This window comes from Streptomyces sp. NRRL S-87 (genome assembly GCF_000719335.1).
Lineage (GTDB): Bacteria > Actinomycetota > Actinomycetes > Streptomycetales > Streptomycetaceae > Streptomyces.
Window position 1 is genome coordinate 11,611 of the sequence record NZ_JOGB01000041.1, and the last position, 23,477, is coordinate 35,087.

The window sequence follows — 23,477 nt, forward strand, 5'->3', positions numbered from 1 at the left end:
GTCAATGTTGATTGAATCAATATATACAGAGGTCGGTAGGGTGGCTGCATGACCGATCCCGCGGCGGCCCCGGAGGGCCGGCTCACCACCCGCCAGGCCGCCGAACTGCTCGGCGTGAAGCCCGCGACCGTGTACGCGTACGTCAGCCGCGGCCTGCTGGCCTCCCGCCGCGAACCCACCGGCCGGGGCAGCACGTTCGACGCCGCCGAGGTCTCCGCGCTGGCCCGGCGCACCCGGCGCGAGGCGGCGACCCCGCCCGGCGAGCTGACCGTACGGACGGGCCTGACGCTCATCGAGGCGGACCGGTACTGGTTCCGCGGCGTGGACGCGGTCGCCCTGGCCTCGCGACACCGGTACGAGGAGGTGGCCGAGTGGCTGTGGACCGGCCGGCTCCCGCGCGGGGCGCGGTTCACCGCCCCGCCGGAACTCCTGGCGGCCGCCCGCCGGGCGGTGGCCGCGCTCCCCGAGCACAGCGGGCCCGTGGACCGGCTGCGGGTGGCCACGGCCGCCGCCGCGGCGGCCGACCCCCTGCGTTTCGACCTGTCTCCGGAGGCGGTGCTGGGCACGGCCCGCTCGCTCATCCCGACGCTGGTCGAGGCCCTGCCCACAGCCGGGCAGGAGCACCGGGGCGAGGGCCGGCTGGCCTGGCGCCTGTGGACGCGGCTGACCGCGCTACCGCCGACCACCGACGCGGTCGGCGCCCTCGACCTCGCGCTCGCCCTGCTGACCGACCACGACCTGGCCGCCTCGACGCTGGCCGTCCGCGTCGCCGCCTCGGCCCACGCCCACCCGTACGCCTGCGTGTCCGCGGGCCTCGGCGCCCTCGACGGGCCCCTGCACGGCGCGGCCGGCCCGTTGGCCCACCGCATGCTGACGGAGGTCATGGAACGCGGCGGAGCCGCCCCCGTGGTGGCCGACCACCTGCGCTCGGGGCGCCGCATGCCGGGACTGGGGCACCGGCTCTACGCGGGCGAGGACCCGCGCGCGACCGCCCTCTTCGCGCGCCTGGCGGACCTCCCGCAGGCGGGGCCGGCGCTGGCCGCGGCCCGCGACGTGGTGGCGGTGACCGCCCGGCAGGGACGCGGACTGCACGCCAACGTGGACCTGGCGCTGTCGGTGCTCACGGTGTCCCACGGCATGCCGGTGGAGGCCGGCGAGACCGTCTTCGCGGTGGCCCGCACCGCCGGGTGGATCGCCCACGTCCTGGAGGAGTACGGCGAACGCCCCCTCCGCATGCGCCCCAGCGGCCAGTACGTGGGCCCCCGCCCACCCCAGCCGCTGCCCTGACGTCACCCGCGCCCACCCCGAACCGTGACCGACCAGGCGTACCGGATCCCCCTGAGCCGACCTACCGTGGCACGTCATGAGCACCACACAGCGAACCGGCCCGGCGGGCAGCACCGCCCCCCGCCGCCGGAGGCCCCGGCCCCGGCTGCCGCGACGCGTCTTCTCCCAGGTGCTCCTGATCCAGCTCGCCGTCGCCACCGGCGTCACCGTCCTCGCCACCGGCCTGTTCCTCGCCCCGCTCGGCCACCAGCTCGACGACCAGGCCATGCGCCGCGCCCTGGCGATCGCCCAGGGCGCCGCCGCCGACCCCCGCCTGGCCGCCGACCTGCTGACCACCCCCGCCACCCCCGACGGCCCCGTCCAGGAGACCGCCGAGCGGATCCGCAGGGCCACCGGCGCCGAGTACGTCGTCGTCCTCGACCGCAACGGGATCCGCCGCTCGCACCCCAGCCGTGCCCGGATCGGCCGACACGTCTCCACCGACCCCGCCGAGGCCCTCGCCGGCCACGAGGTGATGGAGATCGACGACGGCACCCTCGGCCGCTCCGCCCGGGGCAAGGTCCCGCTGCGCGACGCGCGCGGCGCCATCGTCGGCGCGGTCTCCGTCGGCATCGCGTACGACAGCGTCCGCGACCGGCTGCTCGGCGCGATCCCGGGCCTGCTCGCGTACGCCGGCGGGGCGCTGGCGGCCGGCGCGCTCGCCGCGTACCTGATCTCCCGCCGGATCCAGCGCCGCACCCGGGACCTCGGCTTCTCCGACATCGCCGCGCTGCTGGCCGAGCGCGAGGCGATGCTGCACTCCATCCGCGAGGGGGTGGTGGCACTGGACGCGGAGGGCCGGATCCGGCTGGTCAACGACGAGGCGCAGCGCCTCCTCGGCCTCACCGACGCGGACACCGAGCGCCCGCTCGACGAGGTGCTGGGCGCGGGCCGCACCACCGACGTACTGGCCGGCCGCGTCACCGGCACCGACCTGCTCACCGTCCAGGGGTCTCGGGTCCTGGTCGCCAACCGCATGCCCACGGAGGACGGCGGGGCCGTCGCCACCCTGCGGGACCGCACGGAGCTGGACCGGCTGGGCCGCGAACTCGACTCCACCCGCGGCCTGATCGACGCCCTGCGCGCGCAGGACCACGAGCACGCCAACCACCTGCACACGCTCCTCGGCCTGCTGGAGCTCGGTCTGCACGACGAGGCGTCGGCGTTCATCACCGAGGCCGCCGGTGTGCACCGGACCACCGCCGAGCAGATCACCGAGAAGGTCCACGACCCGCTCCTCGCCGCCCTGCTGGTGGGCAAGGCGGCGGTCGCGGCCGAGCGCGGCGCGGCCCTGACCCTCTCCCCCGCCGCCTCCCTCCCGGACCGCTTGGTGGACCCGGGCGGACTCGTGACCATCGTGGGGAACCTGGTGGACAACGCCCTCGACGCGGTCGCCGGCCGGTCCGCGGCCCGGGTCGAGGTGGACCTGCGGGTCCGGGGGCGCGCGGTGGAGGTGGCCGTCCGCGACACCGGCCCCGGCGTTCCCGCCGACCGGCGCGAGGAGGTCTTCACGGAGGGCTGGTCGACCAAGGAGGCCGCACCGCACGGGGCTCCGCGCGGGCTCGGGCTGGCGCTCGTACGGCGGCTCGCGCAGCGGCAGGGCGGCACGGCCCGGGTGGCCGGGGCCCCGGACGGCGGCGCGGAGTTCTCGGTCCTGCTCCCGGAGGCGCTGCGATGACCGGCCCTGTCCCCGACCCCGACCGCGGGCCCGCACCGGTGCCCTGCTCCCCCACACCGTCCCCTTCCTCCCCCTCCCCCGCCCCCGACCCCACCCCGGTGGACGTCCTGGTCGTCGACGACGACCCGCGGGTGGCCCGCGTCAACGCCGCGTACGTGGCCAAGGTCCCCGGCTTCCGGGTCGTCGGGCAGGCACCGACGGCGGCGGCCGCGCTGGAGTTCGTCCGGGCCCACGCCGTGGACCTGGTCCTGCTCGACCACTACCTGCCCGACGAGAACGGCCTCGACCTGGTGCGGCGGCTGCGCGAGCGGGGCCACCACACCGACGTGATCATGGTCACGGCGGCCCGGGACCTGGCCACGGTGCAGTCGGCGATGCGGCTGGGGGCCCTGCAGTACCTGGTGAAGCCGTTCACCTTCGCGGGGCTGCGCTCGAAGCTGGAGGCGTACGCCGGGCTGCGCCGTACGCTCGCGGCGGGCGGCGAGGCCGAACAGGCCGAGGTGGACCGGATCTTCGGCGCCCTGGCCGCCGCGGCGGCCCCGGTCGACCTGCCCAAGGGGCACTCCCCCGCGACCGTCGAGCTGGTCCGCCGGGTCCTGATGGCGGACGGCGGGGCCCTGTCGGCGCAGGAGGTCGCTGAGCGCGCCGGACTGAGCCGCCAGACCGCCCAGCGCTACCTGAAGCTGCTGGAGCGCGGCGGGCGGGTCCGGCTGAGCCTGCGGTACGGCGAGACCGGCCGGCCGGAACACCGCTACGCGTGGGTGCCCGCCGCGACCGGGAGCGGCTGAGCCACACCGCCACGGCGCACGCTCAACCAGCCCCACCCCCGCCCCCGCACGGCGTCACACGGCCCCCGCCCCCGTCAGCGAGCGGACCTCGGTCTCGGCGTACGCGTCGTCGTCCGCGCTGTCCGGCGAGGTGACCGTGCCCAGCCAGCCGGCCAGGAAGCCGAGCGGGATCGAGACGATGCCGGGGTTCTGGAGCGGGAAGTACTGCAGGTCCAGCCAGGGGAAGAGCGAGTCGGGGCTGCCCGACACCACCGGCGAGAGGACCACCAGGACGACGGCCGGAACCAGTCCGCCGTACACCGACCAGACCGCGCCCCGCGTGGTGAACCCGCGCCAGAACAGCGAGTACAGCAGCACCGGGAGGTTGGCGGAGGCGGCGACGGCGAAGGCCAGGCCGACCAGGAACGCCACGTTGAGGTCCTGGGCGATCAACCCGAGGCCGATGGCGACCACGCCGATGCCGACGGCCGCGGTCCGGGCCACCGTCACCTCGCTGCGCTGCTTGGCCCGGCGCCGCTTGAGCGAGGCGTACAGGTCGTGCGCCACGGACGCCGAGGAGGCCAGGGTGATGCCGGCGACCACGGCGAGGATGGTGGCGAAGGCGACGGCGGCGACGAAGGAGAACAGCAGCGTCCCGCCCATGCCCTCGCCCCCGAGGAACTTGGCGAGCAGCGGTACGGCCGTGTTGCCGGAGGCGTTGGAGGCCTTGACGCTCTCGGGTCCGACGAGTGCGGCCGCGCCGAAGCCCAGCACGATGGTCATCAGGTAGAAACCGCCGATCAGGGCGATGGCCCAGACGACGGAGCGGCGGGCGGCCCGGGCGGTGGGCACGGTGTAGAAGCGGCACAGGATGTGCGGCAGGCCTCCGGTGCCGAGGACGAGTGCGAGGCCGAGGCTGATGAAGTCGAGGCGGGCGGTCCAGCCGCTGCCGTACTTCAGGCCGGGGCCGAGGAAGGCGCGGCCGTGCCCGCTGCGGTCGGCCGCGGTGAGCAGGAGCTCGTTGACGTTGCCGTGGAAGCGGACGAGGACGAGCACGGTGAGCGCGACCGCCCCGCCCATCAGGAGGACGGCCTTGACGATCTGGATCCACGTGGTGGCGCGCATGCCGCCGAAGGACACGTAGACCACCATCAGGGCCCCGACGCCGATCACGGTCCAGGCGCGGGCGGCGCCGCTGGTGCCGCCGAGCAGCAGGGCGACGAGGCTGCCCGCGCCGACCATCTGGGCCACCAGGTAGAGCACGGACACGGCGACGGACGAGGTGCCGGCGGCGATGCGGACGGGGCGTTCGCGCATCCGGGCGGCGACCACGTCGGCGAGGGTGAACCGGCCGCAGTTGCGGACCAGTTCGGCGACGAGGAACAGCACCACGAGCCAGGCCACGAGGAAGCCGACCGAGTAGAGCAGGCCGTCGTAGCCGAAGAGGGCGATCAGGCCGGAGATACCGAGGAAGGACGCGGCCGACATGTAGTCGCCCGCGATGGCGAAACCGTTCTCCAGCGGTGAGAAGAGCCGGCCGCCGGCGTAGAACTCCTCGGCGGAGCCGTGCCGGTTGCGGCTGACCCAGGTGGTGATCGCGAGGGTGGCCGCGACGAAGAGACTGAAGAGGACGAGGGCGAGGGTCTGGTCGCTCACCGGCCGGCCCCCTCGGCTCCGCCGCGGGCCTCGCCGTGCCCGTGGTGCGGAGGGTGACCGCCGTGCTCCGCGGCGCGCGCCGACGGACCGCCGGTGCGGGCCGCGTGCTCGCCGGTGCGGGCCTGCTCGAACACCGTCCATCGCAGGTCGAGCGCCGCACTGTCCCGGCGCAGCCGGGCGTGCCGGGCGTACGCCCAGGTCAGCAGGAAGGTGGAGAGGAACTGGCCGAGGCCGGCCAGCAGCGCCACGTTCACCGCCCCGACCACCGGCCGGGCCATGAGGTCCGGTGCCGCGGTCGCGGCCACGACGTAGGCCACGTACCAGGTGAGGAACCCGGCGGCGCCGGGGACGACGAAGCGGCGGTAGCGGCCGCGCACCTCCTGGAAGGCCGCGCTGGCCTGGACCTCGCGGTAGATCTCGGCCGCCGAGGCGGGCCGGGCCGGGGTCCCGGCGGGACCGTCGGCGCCGGGTACGGGGTCGACGCCCGCGCCCGGGTCCTCGGCCTCCCCCCAGCCGGCGGCCAGCGCGTCGTACCAGGGGTCGTCGAGCCGGATCGTTCCGGCATCGCGGCGGTCGTGCTTGTCCACCGAACTCTCCTTGTCCGCGGCGGCCTTGGCCGCGTGCCCACAAGGATGTGCGGAGGGGGTGCTTTCCGGACTGGTGTCCCGGACCTGTTCACCCCATCAGGTGACGGGTGAGCAGGGCCGGGACACCGGTCGGGTCGGCGTCAGGCGTCGATGCGCGAGCGGTCCAGCGTGGCCGCGGAGCTGGTGATGAACTCCTTGCGCGGGGCGACCTCGTTGCCCATCAGCAGGTCGAAGACCTGCTCGGCGGCGTCCAGGTCGCCGATGTTGATCCGGCGCAGGGTGCGGTGCCGCGGGTCCATGGTGGTCTCCGCGAGCTGGTCGGCGTCCATCTCGCCGAGGCCCTTGTACCGCTGGATCGAGTCCTTGTAGCGGATGCCCTTGCGCTGGTACTCGAGCAGGGTCTGGCGCAGCTCGTTGTCCGAATACGTGTACACGTACTTGTCCTGGCCCTTCTTGGGCTGGACCAGCTCGATCCGGTGCAGCGGCGGTACGGCGGCGAAGACCCGGCCCGCCTCGACCATCGGGCGCATGTAGCGCTGGAAGAGGGTCAGCAGCAGGGTGCGGATGTGCGAGCCGTCGACGTCGGCGTCGGTCATCATGATGACCTTGCCGTAGCGTGCCGCGTCGATGTCGAAGGTGCGGCCCGAGCCGGCCCCTATGACCTGGATGATCGCGCCGCACTCGGCGTTCTTCAGCATGTCCGAGACGGACGACTTCTGAACGTTGAGGATCTTGCCGCGGATGGGCAGGAGCGCCTGGAACTCGGAGTTGCGGGCCAGCTTCGCGGTGCCGAGCGCGGAGTCGCCCTCCACGATGAACAGCTCGCTCCGGTCGACGTCGTCGCTGCGGCAGTCGGCCAGCTTGGCGGGCAGCGAGGAGGACTCCAGCGCCGTCTTGCGGCGCTGGGCCTCCTTGTGCTGGCGGGCGGCGATGCGGGTGCGGGCGGCCGCGACGACCTTCTCCAGCACCGCGCGGGCCTGCTGCTTGTCGTCGCGCTTGGTCGAGGTCAGGAAGGCCTTGAGCTCCTTGGCGACCACGGCGGCCACGATCCGGGCGGCGGCGGAGGTGCCGAGCACCTCCTTGGTCTGGCCCTCGAACTGCGGCTCGGCCAGCCGGACGGTCACGACCGCGGTCAGGCCCTCCATGGCGTCGTCCTTGACGACGTCGTCCTCGGCGACGCGCAGCAGCTTGGTGGCGCGCAGGACCTCGTTGACCGTCTTGGTGATGGCGCGCTCGAAGCCGGAGACGTGGGTGCCGCCCTTGGGCGTGGCGATGATGTTGACGAAGGACCGGACCGTGGCGTCGTACCCGGTGCCCCAGCGCAGGGCGATGTCCACGCCGAGCTCGCGGGTGACCTCCGTGGGGGTCATGTGGCCGCGCTCGTCGAGGACCGGGACGGTCTCCTTGAAGGTGCCCTGGCCGGTCAGTCGCAGCACGTCGGAGACGGGCTTGTCCTGGGTGAGGAACTCGCAGAACTCACTGATGCCGCCGTCGAAGCGGAAGACCTCCTCGGTCTTGCCGGCGCCGTCGATGGCCCGCTCGTCGCGGACCACGATGGTCAGCCCCGGCACGAGGAAGGCGGTCTGGCGGGCGCGCTGGTAGAGGTTCTCCAGCGCGAGCCGGGCGTCCTTGAGGAAGATCTGGCGGTCGGCCCAGTACCGGATGCGGGTGCCGGTGCGGGTCTTGGGCACGCGCTTGGCCTTGACCAGGCCGTTCGCCGGGTCGAAGGGGGCGTCGGGGCCCTGCTCGGTGAAGAGGCCCGGCACGCCGCGCCGGAAGCTGATGGCGTGGGTGGACCCGTTCCGGTCCACCTCGACGTCGAGGCGGGCGGAGAGCGCGTTCACCACGGAGGCGCCCACGCCGTGCAGGCCGCCGGAGGCCGCGTACGAGCCGCCGCCGAACTTGCCGCCCGCGTGCAGCTTGGTCATGACGACCTCGACGCCGGACAGGCCGGTCTTGGGCTCGACGTCGACGGGGATGCCGCGGCCGTTGTCCTTGACCTCGACGGAGCCGTCCTCGTACAGGACGACCTCGATGTGGTCGCAGTAGCCGCCCAGGGCCTCGTCGACGGAGTTGTCGATGATCTCCCAGAGGCAGTGCATCAGGCCACGGCTGTCGGTGGACCCGATGTACATGCCGGGACGCTTGCGGACGGCCTCGAGCCCCTCAAGGACGAGCAGGTGCCGCGCGGTGTAGTTGGAGCCGTCCCGGTCTGCTCCGGTCAGCAGCGCGCTGGAAGGCACGGACGTGTCGGCGGTCACGCAGTTCGCTCCTCGCTGAATTTCTGGTCTTGCCCGATCGTGCGCAGGCTGGCTCGTTAGCCGGTCTGAGGGTACCGAGGCCTGGTAGAGCCGATGCAACGCCACCCTCGCGCTTCTTCAGCCTAGTGCAGAGTCGCATGGATGTTCGATCGCTCGATGGAGTGAAGCAAACATCACGTTCCCTTCCAGGCATGAACCATTTAGGGTTCGGGCACGTCCTCATGAACAACCGGCACACACGCCGGGGAGGACGACAACCGCGACAAGCACCTACCGACAACGCGAAACCGTAAAGCAACGCACGCCACGCAATACGGCTCATTCGCCGCCAACCGGCAGCAGCCGACCAGCTTCGGGAAGGAATGTTTCGAGGAAGAGCCGCGAGCGGGAACGTTTACGGCCTGGTTGGATGTTGACCCTGGTACGACAGCTCGTCGAGCTAGAGAAGAGGCGACGTGACTACTGTTCTGACCCCCGCGACCCCGCTGACGGCCGCCGACCGATGCGACCGTTGCGGCGCCCAGGCATATCTGCGCGTCGTCCTGATGAGCGGCGGAGAACTGCTCTTCTGCGCCCACCACGGTCGCAAGTTCGAGCCGGAACTCAAGAAGATCGCCGCGGAAATACAGGATGAGACCGAGCGGCTGACCGCCGCTCCGGCCACGGCCGACACCGAGGAACGCTGACCTCGCATCCCGACGAGCCAGTGCCGGTCCAGGACCGGCCGCCGGGCGGCTCCCCTGCGACCCAGGGGAGCCGCCCGTCCTCGTGTCCGGGCCCGCCGCTCACCCCCGGAGCCCCTGCGCGGGCGCCCGTGAGGCGTCGGCCTTCCGGCCCGCCGGCCCGGCCGCGCCCTCGCCGCTGCCCGGCGTCGCGTCCGCCCCGGCCCGGCGCGCGATCACCTCGGCCACCGGCGCGATCCTCGTGTACACCCCGGGGCTGTCCGCGCGGCCGCAGCCGCGCCCCCAGGACACCAGCCCGATGAGCCTGCCCTGGGCCACCAGGGGACCTCCGCTGTCGCCCTGGCAGGCGTCCCGGCCCCCCTCGCGGTGCCCCGCGCACACCATGGACGCCCGCTGGAACCGACCCGTGACGTCCCCGGGGTAGGCCTCCTCGCACACCTCGTCCGCCAACACCGTCACCGGTGCCGCCCGCAGCGCGTACGCGTAGTCACCGAGGCCCGTCGTGTCCCCCCAGCCGTACACCGTCGCCCCGGACCCCGCCCCGTACCGGGAGTCGCCCGGACCGGCCAGCGGCAGGACGTACCGGGCCGGCACCTCCTCGGCCAGGGTCAGCACCGCGAAGTCCCCGGCGTTCGTGTAGGCGTCGTACTCCGGGTTCGTCCAGGCCCCGTGCACCGCGATCTCCCGGCCGCCGACCCCGAGCAGGTCGCTGCGCCCCGCGATCACCCGCAGGTCCCGGGTCGCCGCCACGGACCCGCCGAGCACCTGGCGGGCCAGGCAGTGCGCCGCGGTGAGCACCGCCCGGGGCGCGATCACCACTCCCCCGCAGAACTGGCCCGCCCGCGTACGCCCGAACCGGTCACGACTGGCCAGCGCCACCACCCAGGGGTTCTCCGCCGCACGCACCTGCCGTCCGCCGATCACCCCGCTGTCGGCCGCGACGGGAGGGGCCGCGGCCAGCGGTCCCGCGGCCGCCCCCGCCAGCAGGGTCAGTGCTCCGGCCAGGGCGCGGGCAATGGGACGACGCATGGGGCCTCCTGACTCTGGGTGTACGTGACTCCACCCAGAGTGGGACGGCCGGTCGGGGCGCGCACGGCGAAGGCCCGGCCCCACGCGGGGTCCGGGCCTGCGTACGTACCGCCGGTCGGGCTAAGGGGTGTCCTGCGGGCCTGCTTCGGGCAGCCCCTAGTCCAGGTAGTCGCGCAGCACCTGGGAGCGGGACGGGTGGCGCAGCTTGGACATGGTCTTGGACTCGATCTGCCGGATCCGCTCGCGCGTGACGCCGTAGACCTTGCCGATCTCGTCGAGGGTCTTGGGCTGGCCGTCGGTGAGGCCGAACCGCATCGAGACCACGCCGGCCTCGCGCTCGCTGAGGGTGTCGAGCACCGAGTGGAGCTGTTCCTGCAGCAGCGTGAAGGAGACGGCGTCGGCCGGCACGACCGCCTCGGAGTCCTCGATGAGGTCACCGAACTCGCTGTCGCCGTCCTCGCCGAGCGGGGTGTGCAGGGAGATCGGCTCGCGGCCGTACTTCTGGACCTCGATGACCTTCTCGGGGGTCATGTCGAGCTCCTTGGCGAGCTCCTCCGGGGTGGGCTCGCGGCCCAGGTCCTGGAGCATCTGGCGCTGCACGCGGGCGAGCTTGTTGATGACCTCGACCATGTGCACGGGGATGCGGATGGTGCGGGCCTGGTCGGCCATGGCGCGGGTGATCGCCTGCCGGATCCACCAGGTCGCGTACGTGGAGAACTTGTAGCCCTTGGTGTAGTCGAACTTCTCGACCGCGCGGATCAGACCCAGGTTGCCCTCCTGGATCAGGTCCAGGAAGAGCATGCCGCGGCCGGTGTAGCGCTTGGCGAGCGAGACCACGAGGCGGAGGTTGGCCTCCAGCAGGTGGTTCGCTTGGCGAGCTCGACCTCCTGCTCCGCGTTGAGCAGGGGGACCTTGCCGATCTGCTTGAGGTAGTCCTTGACGGGGTCGGCGGTGGCGCCGGCCACCGCGACCTGCTGGGCGGGCGCGTCGTCCTCGTCGTCGTCGGACAGGACGAAGCCCTTGGCCTCGCCGCCGGTCTCTTCCTCTTCCTCCGGTCCGCCCTTGCCGGGGCCCTCCTCGAGCGGCTCCTCCTCGGAGCCCTCGTCGGAGTCCTTCTTCCCGGCGGTCTTCTTCGCGGCGGTCTTCTTGGCCGCCGCCTTCTTGGCCGGGGCGGCCTTCTTCGCCGCGGCCTTCTTGGCCGGCGCGGCCTTCTTCGCGGGCGCGGTCTCCGCCTCGGCGTCGTCGGCAGGGGCGTCCGGGTCCACCGTTCCGGCCGCCGGCTCGGCGGGGGCCGTGGCCTTGGCGGCGGTCTGCTTGGCCGCCACCGTCTTCGTGGCCGTGCGCTTGACGGGGGTTTTCGCTGCGACGCTCTTGCGGGGGGTGCGCTTGGGCGACTCCGCGGCACTGACCATCAGCGTCACACCCTCTTCCTCGAGGATCTGATTGAGGCTGCGCAGAACATTCTTCCACTGGGTTGGCGGAATCTGGTCAGCCTCGAAGGCCCGACGCACGTCATCGCCGGCGATCTGACCCTCAGCCTTTCCCCGCTCGATGAGCGCCATGACAGACTCGGACTCGGAGATCTCCGGGGGGAGCGTACGGGATGTGCTGGCCGACACGAACAACCTCTCGGAACGATGGGAACGGCATCCGGCCCCCGTCCTGGTGCTGGACCGGAGCCGACGACCACCGGCGGGGAATGGGCCGGCGGCGCGGGCTGGGACCGGGGAGCTGCACAGCGCCCTGAGAGGCAGCTGTTTCCCTCCGTCGGCCATCACCTCTTAGGTCATCGCGCAACCTCGCGGAGCGTTACGCCCAATCTTCGTGGCCCGAGTCACACCCCTATTGCGGCGAAACCCGTTCATACGCTCGTACCAGCAGCCCGCCCGGACCCGTCAGGAGCAGGTCCGGGGCGTCGTACGAGCGGTCGCCGGCCCCGCTCACAGCGGTGTCGCCGGACCCCTCGAGGTCCGGCGACGGGGGCGGCTCAGTGCTCGCGCGGGGCGGGGACGACGCGCTCCACCTCCGGGTGCACCGTCAGCAGCTGGCGCATGGCGGACTCGGCGGCCTGGGAGTCGCCGGCCGCGAGGGCCTCGACCATCCGGGCGTGGTGCGCGACCGAGGTCTCGCTGGGGCGGTCACAGGCGGTGGCGGGGCTGCCGGAGACCTGGAGGGCGGCGGCGACGATGCCGGAGAGGTGCTCCAGCATGCGGTTGCCGGCGACCTGGATGAGCAGGGCGTGGAACTCGTTGTCGGCGCGCGCGAAGGTGATCGCGTCGCCCTGGCCGAGGGCGTGGCCCATGATCTCGACCATGTCGGAGAGGCGCTGCTGGACGTCCTGGCGGCCGTGCCCGGCGGCGAGGCGGGCGGCCAGCGGTTCGATGGTCCAGCGGAGCTCGTTGAGCTCGCGGCGCTGGTCCTCTCGCTGGGGGCCGAAGGCCCGCCACTCGATGATGTCGGGGTCGAGCAGGTTCCAGTCGCTGACGGGACGGACCCGGGTGCCGACGTTGGGGCGGGCGCTGACGAGGCCCTTGGCCTCCAGGACGCGCAGGGACTCGCGGACGACGGTGCGGGAGACCTCGAAGCGCTGCCCGATCTCCTCCGGGACCAGCGGACGGTCCGCGCCCAGGTCGCCGGAGACGATCATCTGTCCGAGCTGCTGTACGAGTTGGCCGTGGAGCCCGCGGCCGCGGCTGCCCGCCGCCCGCCGGCCGACCCGGCTCAACTCGACGTCGGGGCCGTCCCAGTGGGGCGCTCCGACGCGGTCGGCGCCGGGGGCGTCCGCGTAGGGGTAGCGGCCGAGTTCGCCCGGGCCGGCGAGGCCGGAGTCGGCATGGCGGGCGGCGGACATCATGGAATGCGCAAGGGTACTCACGACTCCTTTGTCGGCTCCGGTTCCACGGCCCTTGAGGTCTTTGGTGAAAAGCACACGAAAGGGTGATCGGTGCCACCTGCGCAATTGACGCGTTATCGTAAAGAACCGGGCCATTTCGGGGGAGTTGCGGTCCCCACGAACTGAATCCGGCTCTTCACGATCTCAAACGATCACCAGTGCACCCGGCTTCGCAGTCCTGTGAACCCGTACGCACACATGAGGACCACCAAAGACAACACGAGTGCGCTGCCGACGGGTTGGGCCATCACCCGCAAGGCCCCCATGACGACCCGGTCGGCCTCCGGCGGGACCTGCGCCCACGCCAGGTGCCGCAGCCGGGCCGCGATCCCCGCGGTGGTGTGGGCGGCGGGCCCGTCGAGGACCTTGCGCACGAGGGGCACGACGGCCACGGGGACGGCGAGGACCGCGGCCACTCCGGCGGTGGTGGCGCGGAAGACGCCGGAGGCGAGTACGCCGGCCCAGGCGCAGCCCACCAGCAGCCCCGCCCAACTGGCGGCCGGGCCGATCCGGTTCGCCGGGACGTCGACGAGGTCGGCGTCGTAGACGAGGCGCAGGGCGCCGGCGTCGGCGGCCACGGCGAGGGCGCCGATCAGGAGGGCGAGGGCGGCGGAGACGCCGAGTTTCGCGAGCAGCAGCCCCAGGCGCCGCGGCACGGTGCCGCGGTCCGCGGCCAGGGCGGGGTACCGGTACTCCTCGCCGAAGGAGAGCGCGCCGAGCAGGCCCGCGGCCAGCGCGGCGGGGGGCAGCGGGAGGTACCCCGGCCAGGCCGCGAGCAGCCGCGGCTGCGGGACCTGGCCGCCGCGGGCGAGCAGCACCGCGAAGAGCGTCGACAGGACGGTCGCGGCCAGGACGACGACGGTCGCGGTCCGCGTCCCGAAGGCGCGCCGCAGCTCGTAGCGCAGCGGCCGCAGCGGTCCGCCGATGCGCCGCACCGTCAGGGGCGGCGCGATCGGCGGCAACGCCCGCGCGTGCCGGCCCCGCCGCCCCTCGCCGCCCCGCACCGGCCCCGGGCCGTCGGACGCTCCCCCGGACGACCCGTCACCGGCCCCACGGGGCCGCACGCCGGTGGTTTCGTCGCACCCGGACGTTCGCAACGCGACGGTGTCGGGGAGCGGCCCGCCGGCCGCCCTGCGGGGGCCGTCCGACACCCCCGCGGCCCGCCAGGCCTCGGCCCGGTCGCCGTACCCGGCCGTCGGCCCCGTTTCCACGCGGCCGACCGCCGGCCCGGCGGACGCCGTGCCGGGGTCATCGCCGTACTCCGCGATCGACCACACCCCGGCCTCGCCGCCGCCCTCCGCGGGGGGCCGCACGACCACGCCGTCGCCGGACGCCGCGGCGGGCCGCGGCGCGGCGGGGTGTCCCGTCGCCGACGACACCGGCGCGCGGTCGTCGGACGGTGGGTAGGGCCGGGGCGCGGCGGTGCCGGGCGTCGAGCCCGCGCCGTGCGCCACCGGGCGGGCCGGTCCGTCGGCCGTGCCGGACGTCCCGGCGGGCGCCGAGGGATCGGGGCCCCGGCCGTCGTGGGGTCCGGAGTCCGCCGGACCGTCGCCGTGCAGCAGGCCGCTCCGCTCACCGTGGCCGGCACCGCCCCACTCACCGGCCTCCCTGCGCGCCCGGACCGCGCCCAGCGCGCTCCGGTTCCCCGACCGGTCGTGGTCGGCCGCGCCCGCACCGTCGGCGGGCGCCGCGTCGGAGCCGACCGCCCCGGCCGCCGCGCCGGTTCCGGAGGCTCCCGGCCTCCCTCCGGACGAGCCGGGGCCGTAGGCCGCCGGCGTGCCGCCGGAGGCGGGTCCCGGCACCAGCAGCCCGGGCCCGGTCCACGGGGGCAGCACGGCCCCCTTGGTGCCGATCGGGGAGCGCGGCCTGGTCGCCTCGCCCCCCGTACCGCGGGAGCCCTCCGCGCCGTCCGCCACCGACTCCAGAACCGCCCAGCCCGCGCCCCCCGGTACCGCGTCGGCCATGCCGTAGGCGGAGGGGGCGCCCGGCGACGGCTCGCTCGCAGCCGGGGAAGCCGTCCCGGACGGCGCCGAGGCCGCGGGAGCCCGCCCGGCGACCATCGCCGTCCGAGCAGCCGGGTCCCAGGGCGCCGGGGCCGCCGGACCCGAGACCGTCCAGGCCGCCGAGGTCGCGTCCGACGACGCCGGGGCCGCCGGGTCCGGGTCCGTCCATGCCGCCGAGGTCGCGTCCGACGACGCCGGGGCCGCCGGGTCCGGGTCCGTCCATGCCGCGGAAGCCGGATCCGAGGGGGCGACCGGGGCCGGGGACGGTGAAGGTCCGGCGGTGGGGGGTTCCGGCGCGCCGGGGGCGGGGTGGGGAACGGCGGAGTGCAGGGCGGAGTCCACGGTCTCGTCCGCGAGTTGGTGGAGCAGCACGCCGTGGCGGTAGGCGGCCTCACCGATCTCGGCGCAGCTGCTGCCGTAGACCGACAGCCGGCTGCCGCTCTCCTCGACCACCTCGACGGAGCGCCGCGCGGCCCGGGCCTCGCGGCCGAGCAGGGTGGCGAGCCGAGCGGCGTACGGCGTGCGCACGGCGACACGGGGGCGCAGCCGGGTGCGCGCGAACTCGGTCGCCTCCTGGTCGGCGACCAGCCGGCCGCCCTCGATGCACACGACCCGGTCGGCGCTGCGCGCGGCCTCCTTCGGGTCGGAGGTGGTGAACAGGACGGCGCCACCGAGCGTGGCGTGCCCGCGCAGCAGGCCGTGCAGCCAGGTCCGGTCGCGCGGCGAGAGGCCGTCGGAGGGCTCGTCGAGCAGCAGCGTGCAGGGATCGGCGAGCAGCGCGGCCGCGATTCCGACCCGGCGGTCCATGCCGAGGGACAGCGAGCCGAGGCGTTCGTCGCGCAGCCCGGCGATGCCGACCACGTCGAGGAGGGTGTCGGCGCGGTCGGCCGGCACCCCCACGGCGGCGCAGAGCATGCGCAGCTGGCCGCGCACCGTGCGGGCCGGGTGACCCGGTACGTCGCCGAGCAGTACGCCGACCTCGCGGGCCGGATGCGGGATCCGGTGCAGCGGGCGCCCGCGGAAGTACGTGACGCCACGGCCCGGTTCCAGCTGGAGCATCAGCCGGAGCGCCGTGGTCTTGCCCGCGCCCGGCTCCCCGAGCAGGGCGGTCACCCTGCCGGGATGGGCTTCGAACGTGAGGTCGTCCACGGCGGGCGGGAGGTTCTTGCGGGGGGCACTGGTGATTCCGATGGCCTGGAGCATCGCGCTTCTCTCGCGGGAGGTGAGACCGCTCTGCGGCACGGTGGGGGGTACCACGGGAAGATAACGCGATATGTCCGATTTTTGCTGTAACTTGGCCCGCGCCGCCCCACCCCGTCAGGCCTCCGGCCGCACCCGCACACGCCGCCCGACCACGCACGACAGGACCACCCGGCCCCGACGGTCTCGCACTCCGCCCCCTCGCCCACGGACGGTCGCGCACACGCGCGGCGGGCGCGCGGGAGCGCGGGGCGTGGTCACGCGGGACCCGTGCGCCATCCCCCGGAACCGCGCGACCCCTCGGCGGGGCTCACGGCGGACCGTGGGCGCGACCGAGTCGACGGAGCCCGCCGGTCCGCCGACGCGGCCGAGCCGGACGTACGGACGGACGGACGCCCCGTCAGATCTCCGGCCGGAGCATCGGCGGGTTCAGGAGGGTGGCGCCGCCGGCGCGGAACAGCTGGGCCGGCCGGCCGCCCTGGCGGGTCGTGGTCCCACCGGCCGGCACCAGGAAGCCCGGCGTGCCGGTGACCTTGCGGTGGAAGTTGCGCGGGTCGAGTGCGACGCCCCACACCGCCTCGTACACCCGGCGGAGCTCGCCGACGGTGAACTCCGGCGGACAGAAGGCGGTGGCGAGCGAGGAGTACTCGATCTTGGAGCGGGCGCGCTCCACGCCGTCGGCGAGGATCCTCGCATGGTCGAACGCGAGCTGCCCGACCTCACCCTCCCGTACGAAGCCGCCCTCGACGTCGAGGAGTTCGTCGACCGGCGCCCAGCGGGCGCTGTTGGCGTCGCCGCCGGCCCGGGGGGCGGGCAGGTCGGGTGCGAGGACGAGGTGGGCGACGCTGACGACCCGCATGCGGGGGTCCCGCTTGGGATCCCCGTACGTGGCGAGCTGCTCCAGGTGCGCGTGCGCCCCGTCGCCGGCTCCGGGCTCGGCCGGGTCGTGGACGCACAGGCCCGTCTCCTCGGAGAGCTCGCGGGCCGCGGCGGCCGACAGGTCCTCGTCTCCCCGGACGAAGCCGCCGGGCAGCGCCCAGCGCCCCTGGAACGGCTGCTCACCCCGGCGGACGACCAGCGCGCAGAGCGCGTGGCGCCGTACGGTGAGCACGACCAGGTCGACGGTGACTGCGAAGGGCGGGAAGGCCGACGGGTCGTAGGGCGACATGCCGCGATCATAGTCGTCTGCCTGACGATAAACAGTCCTTTCTCGATCTCCTTCACCATCCGCACCAGGAGTGCAGCCGCTTCAGACACCCAGTTGCAGCGCATCGGCGGCCTCCTCGACCATGCCCAGCCCGAGGCGGCTGATCCGGACCGCGAAGGGCTCCCCCGCCACGCGCAGCCCGGAGAGCCTCAGCGCCCCGAGCGGGGCGCTGCTGACGGGATCCAGCGCCACCGCGCCCGCCGGTGCGTCGGGGCGGATGCCGGCGAGCGCGGTCAGGACGTGGATCCCCGCGGCAGCCGCGACCGCCGCCGGGCGGCAGGCCGCCGGATGGGGAAGCGGGGCGCTGCCCGCGGTGCGCTGCGGGGCCGCGTACATCTCGGGCAGTCGGAAACCGAAGCACTCCGCGGCGTCCAACAGGCCCCGCAGCAGCCCGGTGGCCTCCTTGTCGAACCCTGCCGCCGCCAGCCCGGTGACGGCCACAGCGGTCTCGTGCGCCCGCACCGCCCCGGAGCGGTGCCCGAAGGGGTTGTGGCCGGGCTCCTTGGCACCGAGGCTGCGCAGCCCCCAACCGGAGTCCATGGCGGGGGCGCCGAGCAGGCGGGCGAGCTGCTCGGTCCGGACCCGGTCGAGGAGGCCGGGGGCGAGACGACCGCCGCCGAGCAGTCCGGTGTCGAGCAGGTGGGCCGCGGCGCCGCCGAGGTGGGCCACGGGTCTGCCGTCGGGGCGGAGCGCGGCCGCCGGTGCGCCCCCGGCGGGCGTCTCGGTCCAGAAGGCCTCGCGGAACCGCTCGCGCAGGGCGGCGGCCCACTCCCGCCACTCCTCGGCCCCGGACCGGCCGTGGGCCTCCAGCAGCTCGGCACCGAGGAGTGCGGCCCGGTGGGCGTGCGCCTGGGTCTCGCAGCGGCTCGGCCCGGCGGCCGGGTCCGCCACGAAGCCGTCGTCCCCGACGGCACTGCGCAGCCAGGCCAGGCAGCGTTCGGCGGCGGGCAGGAGGGCGGCGATCTCCGGGTCGGGCAGCCCCCACCGGCGGGCCTCGGCCAGGACCGCGGGAAAGGCGAGGGTGGCTTCGGTGCCGGTGCACCCGGGGGGCAGCCGGTGGCCGGCCGCGCGCAGCGGTCCGGGGATCCAGCCGGCGTCCGGGCCCCTGCCCTCCACCTGGGTGCGCGCCAGGGCGCGCAGGGTGCCGGCTGCGAGCCCCGGGCCCAGCGGGAGGGCCATCCGGGCCGCCCACAGGGACTCGGCCGGTGCGAGCCCGCACCGCCACGGCACCCCGGCCGCCACAAAGGCATCGGCCGGCTCGGCGGGGTCCCTCAGGAGGAGGGCCCGCAGATCGTCCACGCTGCTCCGGAACAACCGCTCGATCCGGGGGTCGTCGTCGCCCTCCGCGCGAGCCTCGGCCAGGGGGCCGGCGAGCTGGGCCACGGGCGGTCGGGGGACGCGGTCCTGGCTGGTGCGCAGTTCGATGGTGCGGGCCTCGCCGGGAGCCAGGTCGAGTTCCCAGCGCAGCAGACCCATCGATGCCAGGGCGTCGTCCGGCGGTGGTTCGGCGGTGGTGACGGCCTGCGCGTCGGCGGTGCTCCACCGCAGGCCCCCCGCGTGCACCCCGGCGGGCACGTCGGGCCCCGCCCGGCCGGCGGCGACCGCCCCCAGCTCCGCCAGGTCGGTGCCGAGGGAGATCTCCACGGGCAGCCGCAGCGGGCGCGCGGCGAAGCTGCGCAGGGTGATGCGCTCGGTGCCGTCCGCGTGCCGGACCCGGTCGACGCTGATGTCCGGGTCCGGTCCGGGGTCGGCGCCGGTGCGCACGGTGGCGGTGAACCCGGCCCGGTCCGCGCCCAGGCTGCGGCCCTGGACGGACACCGGGTCGCGGCCGGCGACCCGCAACAGGCAGCGCGACAGGAGCCGGCGGCCGGCGCGGTAGATGCCGTCCAGACCCCGGCCGGTGAGCTGGCCGTGCTCGGGCGAGATGGCGAGGCAGGGCGCAGCCACGCAGATCAGCGCGGCGTGGACGGGTGGGAGCTCGGCTGGCCTCCGGGCCGGGGCGCGCGGGGCGCGGCCGGGCGGGACGGCGGGGGGCGGCACCGACGACGGCGGCCGGCGGGCGGGGGGAACGGGGTGGGCCATGCGACGCCTTGTCTGCGTTCCGGACGGTTTCGCTGGGCGGCGGCGCGGCAGGGCTTCCTCCACCACTGAGCTGAACGCTGCAGCGGGCGGCCGGGTCACGGGCCGTCGGCACACGTGGTACCCGCTCATGGCGAGCCTCCCGCCACGCCCTTGCGGCCGCGCCGCGCGCCCTTCGTCTCCCGCCCGGTCGGCGCCGTGCGCCGCGGCCCGGTCCTCCCGGCCCTCGCGGGTCCCGGCCCGGCGGGACGGGCGCCCGCGCGACCGGTGCGCGGCTCGTCCGGGCCCCCGCGGTCCCGGAGACCGGGCTGCGACGGCGCTTGCGGTGCGGGTGCCGGGGTCAGCGGCACTGCCGACGCGTCCCGGCCCGGCCACTCCCCCGGCGACCGCCCGCCGTCCGGGACGGGCGCCACGGTCCCCTCCGCCGTCGTGGCGAGCGGCTCCCGGGCCCAGTCCGGCGGTTCCGAGGCGCGGCGCCCGCGTTCCTCGCGCAGGCACTGCCGCAGGGTCTCGGGGTCCAGCGCCGCGTTGCACGCGTGGTGGAGCAGCAGCGCGAAGCGGTAGCCGGGGTCTGCGCCCAGCGCGCGGGAGAGGGCCACTCGGGCGCTGGGCTCGTCGCCCAGGGACCAGGCGACCCAGCCCGCGAGGGTGAGCGGGGCCGCCGCGTGCTCCGCGTACTCCCCCGTGCAGCGGCGGGCCAGAGCGCGCCACAGCCGCAGCGCGGGGCCGGCCTCCTCTCCCTCCATCCACTCGGCGGCCACGTCGCGGGTCCGGCGGTCCTGGAGGCCGAGGATGAGCCGGGCCGCGTCGTCATCGGTGACCAGGGCGTCGTCCCACGCGTCCGAGCTGGGTCCGCCGTCCTCCGGCGTGGCCCGGGCCAGGCAGCGCATCACGGTGCGCGCGAGGCCGAGGGTCTCGGCGGCCACCTCGTCCCGCGAGCCGCCTTCCAGGATCCTCGGGACCAGCGCGGCGGCGGCCCGGTCCAGCGCCCGTACCTGCTCGTCGGCGGTCGCCCCGGTGAGGGGGGCGAGCCGCGCCTCCAGCTCCTTCAGGGAGCCCCGGACCTGCAGTCCGGCGTAGGTGGCCGCCGCGGCCATGACCGAGGTTCCCGGCAGGGCCACCGGGCTGCCCTCGTCCGGGCAGCAGCGTGCGTCGGGGCAGCAGTAGCTCCAGTACCGGCCGCCGGAGAGGCACAGTGCCTCCAGCACCGGGACGTCGAGCGACCCGCTCGCCACCCGCAGTCGTTGGGCCAGGGGCCGCAGCCTCGCCATGACCTGGGCGGGTGTCTCGCCCTCGTCCGGGTCCTGGCAGAGGAAGACGACGATGCCGTCGGGGCGGCCGCCGCGCCGCTCGCTGCCCTCGACCAGGGTTTCGGCGGCCTGGGCGGCGAGGTCCTCCCATTCCTCTGGTGCGGATGGGATGCCGACCCGCAGCCGGCCTCCGAAGCGTCCGCCGCTGCCGTGCACGGCGACCATCACGATCGAGTCGTCCGGGTGGTAGCCCAGCATGTACGGCAGGGCGTCGGCCAGTTCGGCCGGACTGCGCAGGGTGATCTGCTGCTCGTCCGGGAACGCGCCGCGGGCCAGGGCGTCCCGCTCGCGGGAACCGGGAGGACCGGACCCGTCCGCGAGCGGGTCGTGTGCGAGGGCATCGTGCGGACGGGGGTCGTGGGCCCGGGGGCCGGGCGGCCGGGAGTCGTGGGAACGCGGGTCGAACGGGCGCGAGTCGAAGGGGCGCGGGTCGAGGGGGCGCGGGTCGAGGGGGCGCGGGTCGAAGGGGCGCGGGTCGAAGGAGTCGGGACCGGTGGAGTCGAAGTGGTTCGCCATGCCCCGACGGTCCCGCGGACCGCCCCCGCCCCGCCAGGCCTGTGGATAACGTTATCCACAGGCCCGAGCGGCATTCGCGCGATGTCAGCGGCATCGGGTTGCATGGAGGTATGAACGCAGACCTCAGGGCCCAGGCCGATTCCGTACTCGCCCGCCTCGTCGGTGACCGGTCGGGCACCGCCCGGCTGCGCGAGGACCAGTGGCGCGCGATCGAGGCGCTGGTCGCGGACCGGCGCCGGGCGCTGGTCGTGCAGCGGACGGGCTGGGGCAAGTCGGCGGTGTACTTCGTCGCCACGTCCCTGCTGCGGGCCCGGGGCAGCGGTCCGACGGTCATCGTCTCGCCGCTGCTGGCGCTGATGCGCAACCAGGTGGACGCGGCCGCGCGCGCGGGCATCCATGCGCGCACGATCAACTCGGCCAACCCGGAGGAGTGGGAGACCATCCAGGCCGAGGTCGCCGCGGGCGAGGTCGACGTGCTGCTGGTGAGCCCGGAGCGGCTCAACAACCCCGAGTTCCGCGACCAGGTGCTGCCCAAGCTCGCCGCGGCCACCGGCCTGCTGGTGGTCGACGAGGCGCACTGCATCTCCGACTGGGGACACGACTTCCGCCCCGACTACCGCCGGCTGCGCACGATGCTCGCCGACCTGCCGCCCGGGGTCCCGGTCCTGGCGACGACGGCGACGGCCAACGCCCGGGTCACGGCCGACGTGGCCGAGCAACTGGGCACGGGGGCGGGCACCGACGCGCTGGTCCTGCGCGGCCCGCTGGACCGCGAGAGCCTGAGCCTGGCGGTCCTGCAGCTGCCCGACAACCCGCACCGGCTGGCCTGGCTGGCCGACCACCTCGACGAGTTGCCCGGCTCGGGCATCGTCTACACCCTCACCGTGGCCGCCGCCGAGGAGGTGACGGCGTACCTCCGCCAGCGCGGGCACGCCGTGGCCTCGTACACCGGCCGCACGGAGAACGCGGACCGCATGCAGGCAGAGGAGGACCTGCTGGCCAACCGGGTGAAGGCGCTGGTGGCCACCTCCGCCCTGGGCATGGGCTTCGACAAGCCCGACCTCGGCTTCGTGGTGCACCTGGGCTCGCCGTCCTCCCCCATCGCCTACTACCAGCAGGTGGGCCGCGCCGGCCGCGGCGTGGAGCACGCGGAGGTGCTGCTGCTGCCGGGCCGCGACGACGAGGCGATCTGGCAGTACTTCGCCTCGGTGGCCTTCCCGCCCGAGGAGCAGGTGCGCCGGACCCTCGACGTCCTGGCGCGGTCCGACCGCCCGATGTCGCTGCCCGCGCTGGAGCCGCTGGTGGACCTGCGCCGCACCCGCCTGGAGACGATGCTCAAGGTCCTCGACGTGGACGGCGCGGTGCACCGGGTGAAGGGCGGCTGGACCGCCACCGGGCAGCCGTGGGCGTACGACGCGGAGCGGTACGCGTGGGTGGCCCGCCAGCGGGCCGCGGAGCAGCAGGCCATGCGGGAGTACGCGGCCACGACCCGGTGCCGCATGGAGTTCCTGCGCCGCCAGTTGGACGACGAGGAGGCCGCCCCGTGCGGCCGCTGCGACAACTGCGCCGGCGCCCGGTACACGGCGGACGTCTCGCAGGCGGCGCTGGACAGCGCGCGCGGCGAGCTGAGCCGCCCCGGGGTGGAGCTGGAGCCTCGCCGGATGTGGCCGACGGGCCTGCCGGCGGTGGGCGTGGACCTCAAGGGGCGGATCCCGGCCGGCGAGCAGGCCGGCACCGGGCGGGCCCTGGGCCGGCTCTCCGACATCGGCTGGGGCAACCGCCTGCGTCCGATGTTCGCCCCGCAGGCACCGGACGTGCGCGTGCCGGACGATGTCGCGCAGGCGGTCGTCAGCGTGCTGGCCGACTGGGCGCGCGGCCCGGGCGGCTGGGCCTCGGGCGCCCCGGACGCCCCGCCCCGGCCGGTGGGCGTGGTGGCGATGGCCTCCCGCACCCGACCGCAGCTGATCGGCTCGCTGGCCGCCCGCATCGCGGAGGTCGGCCGGATGCCGCTCCTCGGCACGGTGGAGTACGCGGGCGACACCCCGGAGTTCGGGCTGCCGTCCTCCAACAGCGCCCAGCGGGTCAGGGCCCTGCACCAGCTCTTGACGGTCCCTAGAGAACTCGCGGACGCCGTGGCCGGTTCGGGTGGTCCGGTCCTGCTCGTGGACGACCGCGCGGAGAGCGGTTGGACACTCGCCGTAGCCGCCCGACTGCTCAGGAAGGCAGGCGCAGAAGGGGTGTTTCCGCTGGTCCTTGCGGTTCAGCAGTAAGGCGTTGCGTCA

The 23,477-nt window shown here is 74.9% G+C and carries 14 protein-coding genes and 1 pseudogene; 5 read left to right on the top strand and 10 right to left on the bottom strand.

Annotated elements, in window-relative coordinates; all coding sequences use genetic code 11:
- Positions 1-48: 48 nt before the first annotated feature.
- The 3 genes from IF43_RS0124425 to IF43_RS0124435 all read left to right on the top strand — a co-directional run bounded on the left by IF43_RS0124425 (position 49) and on the right by IF43_RS0124435 (position 3,792).
- Positions 49-1,287 carry a citrate synthase gene (locus tag IF43_RS0124425; RefSeq protein ID WP_030204432.1) on the top strand — a complete coding sequence of 413 codons (1,239 nt, stop codon included), beginning with the start codon at positions 49-51 and terminating at the stop codon, positions 1,285-1,287.
- A gap of 76 nt (positions 1,288-1,363) precedes the next feature.
- The gene (locus IF43_RS0124430; protein WP_030204436.1) at positions 1,364-3,004 is read left to right on the top strand and encodes an ATP-binding protein; all 1,641 of its coding nucleotides are present in this window, start codon (positions 1,364-1,366) and stop codon (positions 3,002-3,004) included.
- The gene (locus IF43_RS0124435) at positions 3,001-3,792 is read left to right on the top strand and encodes a response regulator (protein ID WP_078910411.1); all 792 of its coding nucleotides are present in this window, start codon (positions 3,001-3,003) and stop codon (positions 3,790-3,792) included. Before IF43_RS0124430 ends, IF43_RS0124435 begins: the two co-directional genes overlap by 4 nt.
- A gap of 54 nt (positions 3,793-3,846) precedes the next feature.
- Here the strand turns inward: IF43_RS0124435 and IF43_RS0124440 are convergent, their stop codons facing one another.
- The 3 genes from IF43_RS0124440 to IF43_RS0124450 form a co-directional block, all read right to left on the bottom strand.
- Complete coding sequence (locus tag IF43_RS0124440; protein ID WP_030204441.1) at positions 3,847-5,427, bottom strand: cation acetate symporter; 1,581 nt, start codon at positions 5,425-5,427, stop codon at positions 3,847-3,849.
- Positions 5,424-6,014: a DUF485 domain-containing protein gene (locus tag IF43_RS0124445; protein WP_078910413.1), complete on the bottom strand. Its 591-nt coding sequence runs from the start codon at positions 6,012-6,014 to the stop codon at positions 5,424-5,426. Before IF43_RS0124445 ends, IF43_RS0124440 begins: the two co-directional genes overlap by 4 nt.
- A gap of 140 nt (positions 6,015-6,154) precedes the next feature.
- Positions 6,155-8,275, bottom strand: coding sequence for a type IIA DNA topoisomerase subunit B (locus IF43_RS0124450; RefSeq protein WP_030204449.1), 2,121 nt, complete (start codon positions 8,273-8,275; stop codon positions 6,155-6,157).
- A gap of 455 nt (positions 8,276-8,730) precedes the next feature.
- Between IF43_RS0124450 and IF43_RS0124455 the strand changes: the two genes are divergently transcribed.
- On the top strand, positions 8,731-8,961 hold the full coding sequence (locus IF43_RS0124455; protein ID WP_030204450.1) for a hypothetical protein: 231 nt from the start codon (positions 8,731-8,733) through the stop codon (positions 8,959-8,961).
- A 99-nt stretch (positions 8,962-9,060) separates the two neighbouring features.
- Here the strand turns inward: IF43_RS0124455 and IF43_RS0124460 are convergent, their stop codons facing one another.
- The 7 genes and pseudogenes from IF43_RS0124460 to IF43_RS36855 form a co-directional block, all read right to left on the bottom strand.
- Positions 9,061-9,987: a serine protease gene (locus tag IF43_RS0124460; protein ID WP_063753389.1), complete on the bottom strand. Its 927-nt coding sequence runs from the start codon at positions 9,985-9,987 to the stop codon at positions 9,061-9,063.
- Positions 9,988-10,143: 156 nt separating this feature from the next.
- Positions 10,144-11,606 (bottom strand): annotated as a pseudogene (locus IF43_RS36845) (RNA polymerase sigma factor).
- A gap of 368 nt (positions 11,607-11,974) precedes the next feature.
- On the bottom strand, positions 11,975-12,916 hold the full coding sequence (locus IF43_RS0124470; protein WP_078910414.1) for a FadR/GntR family transcriptional regulator: 942 nt from the start codon (positions 12,914-12,916) through the stop codon (positions 11,975-11,977).
- A 116-nt stretch (positions 12,917-13,032) separates the two neighbouring features.
- Entirely contained in the window at positions 13,033-16,086 is a 3,054-nt protein-coding gene (locus IF43_RS43020) for an ATP-binding cassette domain-containing protein (protein ID WP_037889879.1), read from the bottom strand.
- A 397-nt stretch (positions 16,087-16,483) separates the two neighbouring features.
- Positions 16,484-17,251 carry an NUDIX domain-containing protein gene (locus IF43_RS0124485; protein ID WP_030204456.1) on the bottom strand — a complete coding sequence of 256 codons (768 nt, stop codon included), beginning with the start codon at positions 17,249-17,251 and terminating at the stop codon, positions 16,484-16,486.
- 81 nt (positions 17,252-17,332) lie between these two features.
- Complete coding sequence (locus IF43_RS0124490; protein ID WP_078910415.1) at positions 17,333-19,372, bottom strand: glycogen debranching N-terminal domain-containing protein; 2,040 nt, start codon at positions 19,370-19,372, stop codon at positions 17,333-17,335.
- Between the two features lie 125 nt (positions 19,373-19,497).
- Positions 19,498-21,195, bottom strand: coding sequence for a DUF4192 domain-containing protein (locus tag IF43_RS36855; protein ID WP_234332518.1), 1,698 nt, complete (start codon positions 21,193-21,195; stop codon positions 19,498-19,500).
- 110 nt (positions 21,196-21,305) lie between these two features.
- Between IF43_RS36855 and IF43_RS0124500 the strand changes: the two genes are divergently transcribed.
- On the top strand, positions 21,306-23,465 hold the full coding sequence (locus IF43_RS0124500) for an ATP-dependent DNA helicase RecQ (RefSeq protein ID WP_030204463.1): 2,160 nt from the start codon (positions 21,306-21,308) through the stop codon (positions 23,463-23,465).
- Positions 23,466-23,477 lie beyond the last annotated feature (12 nt).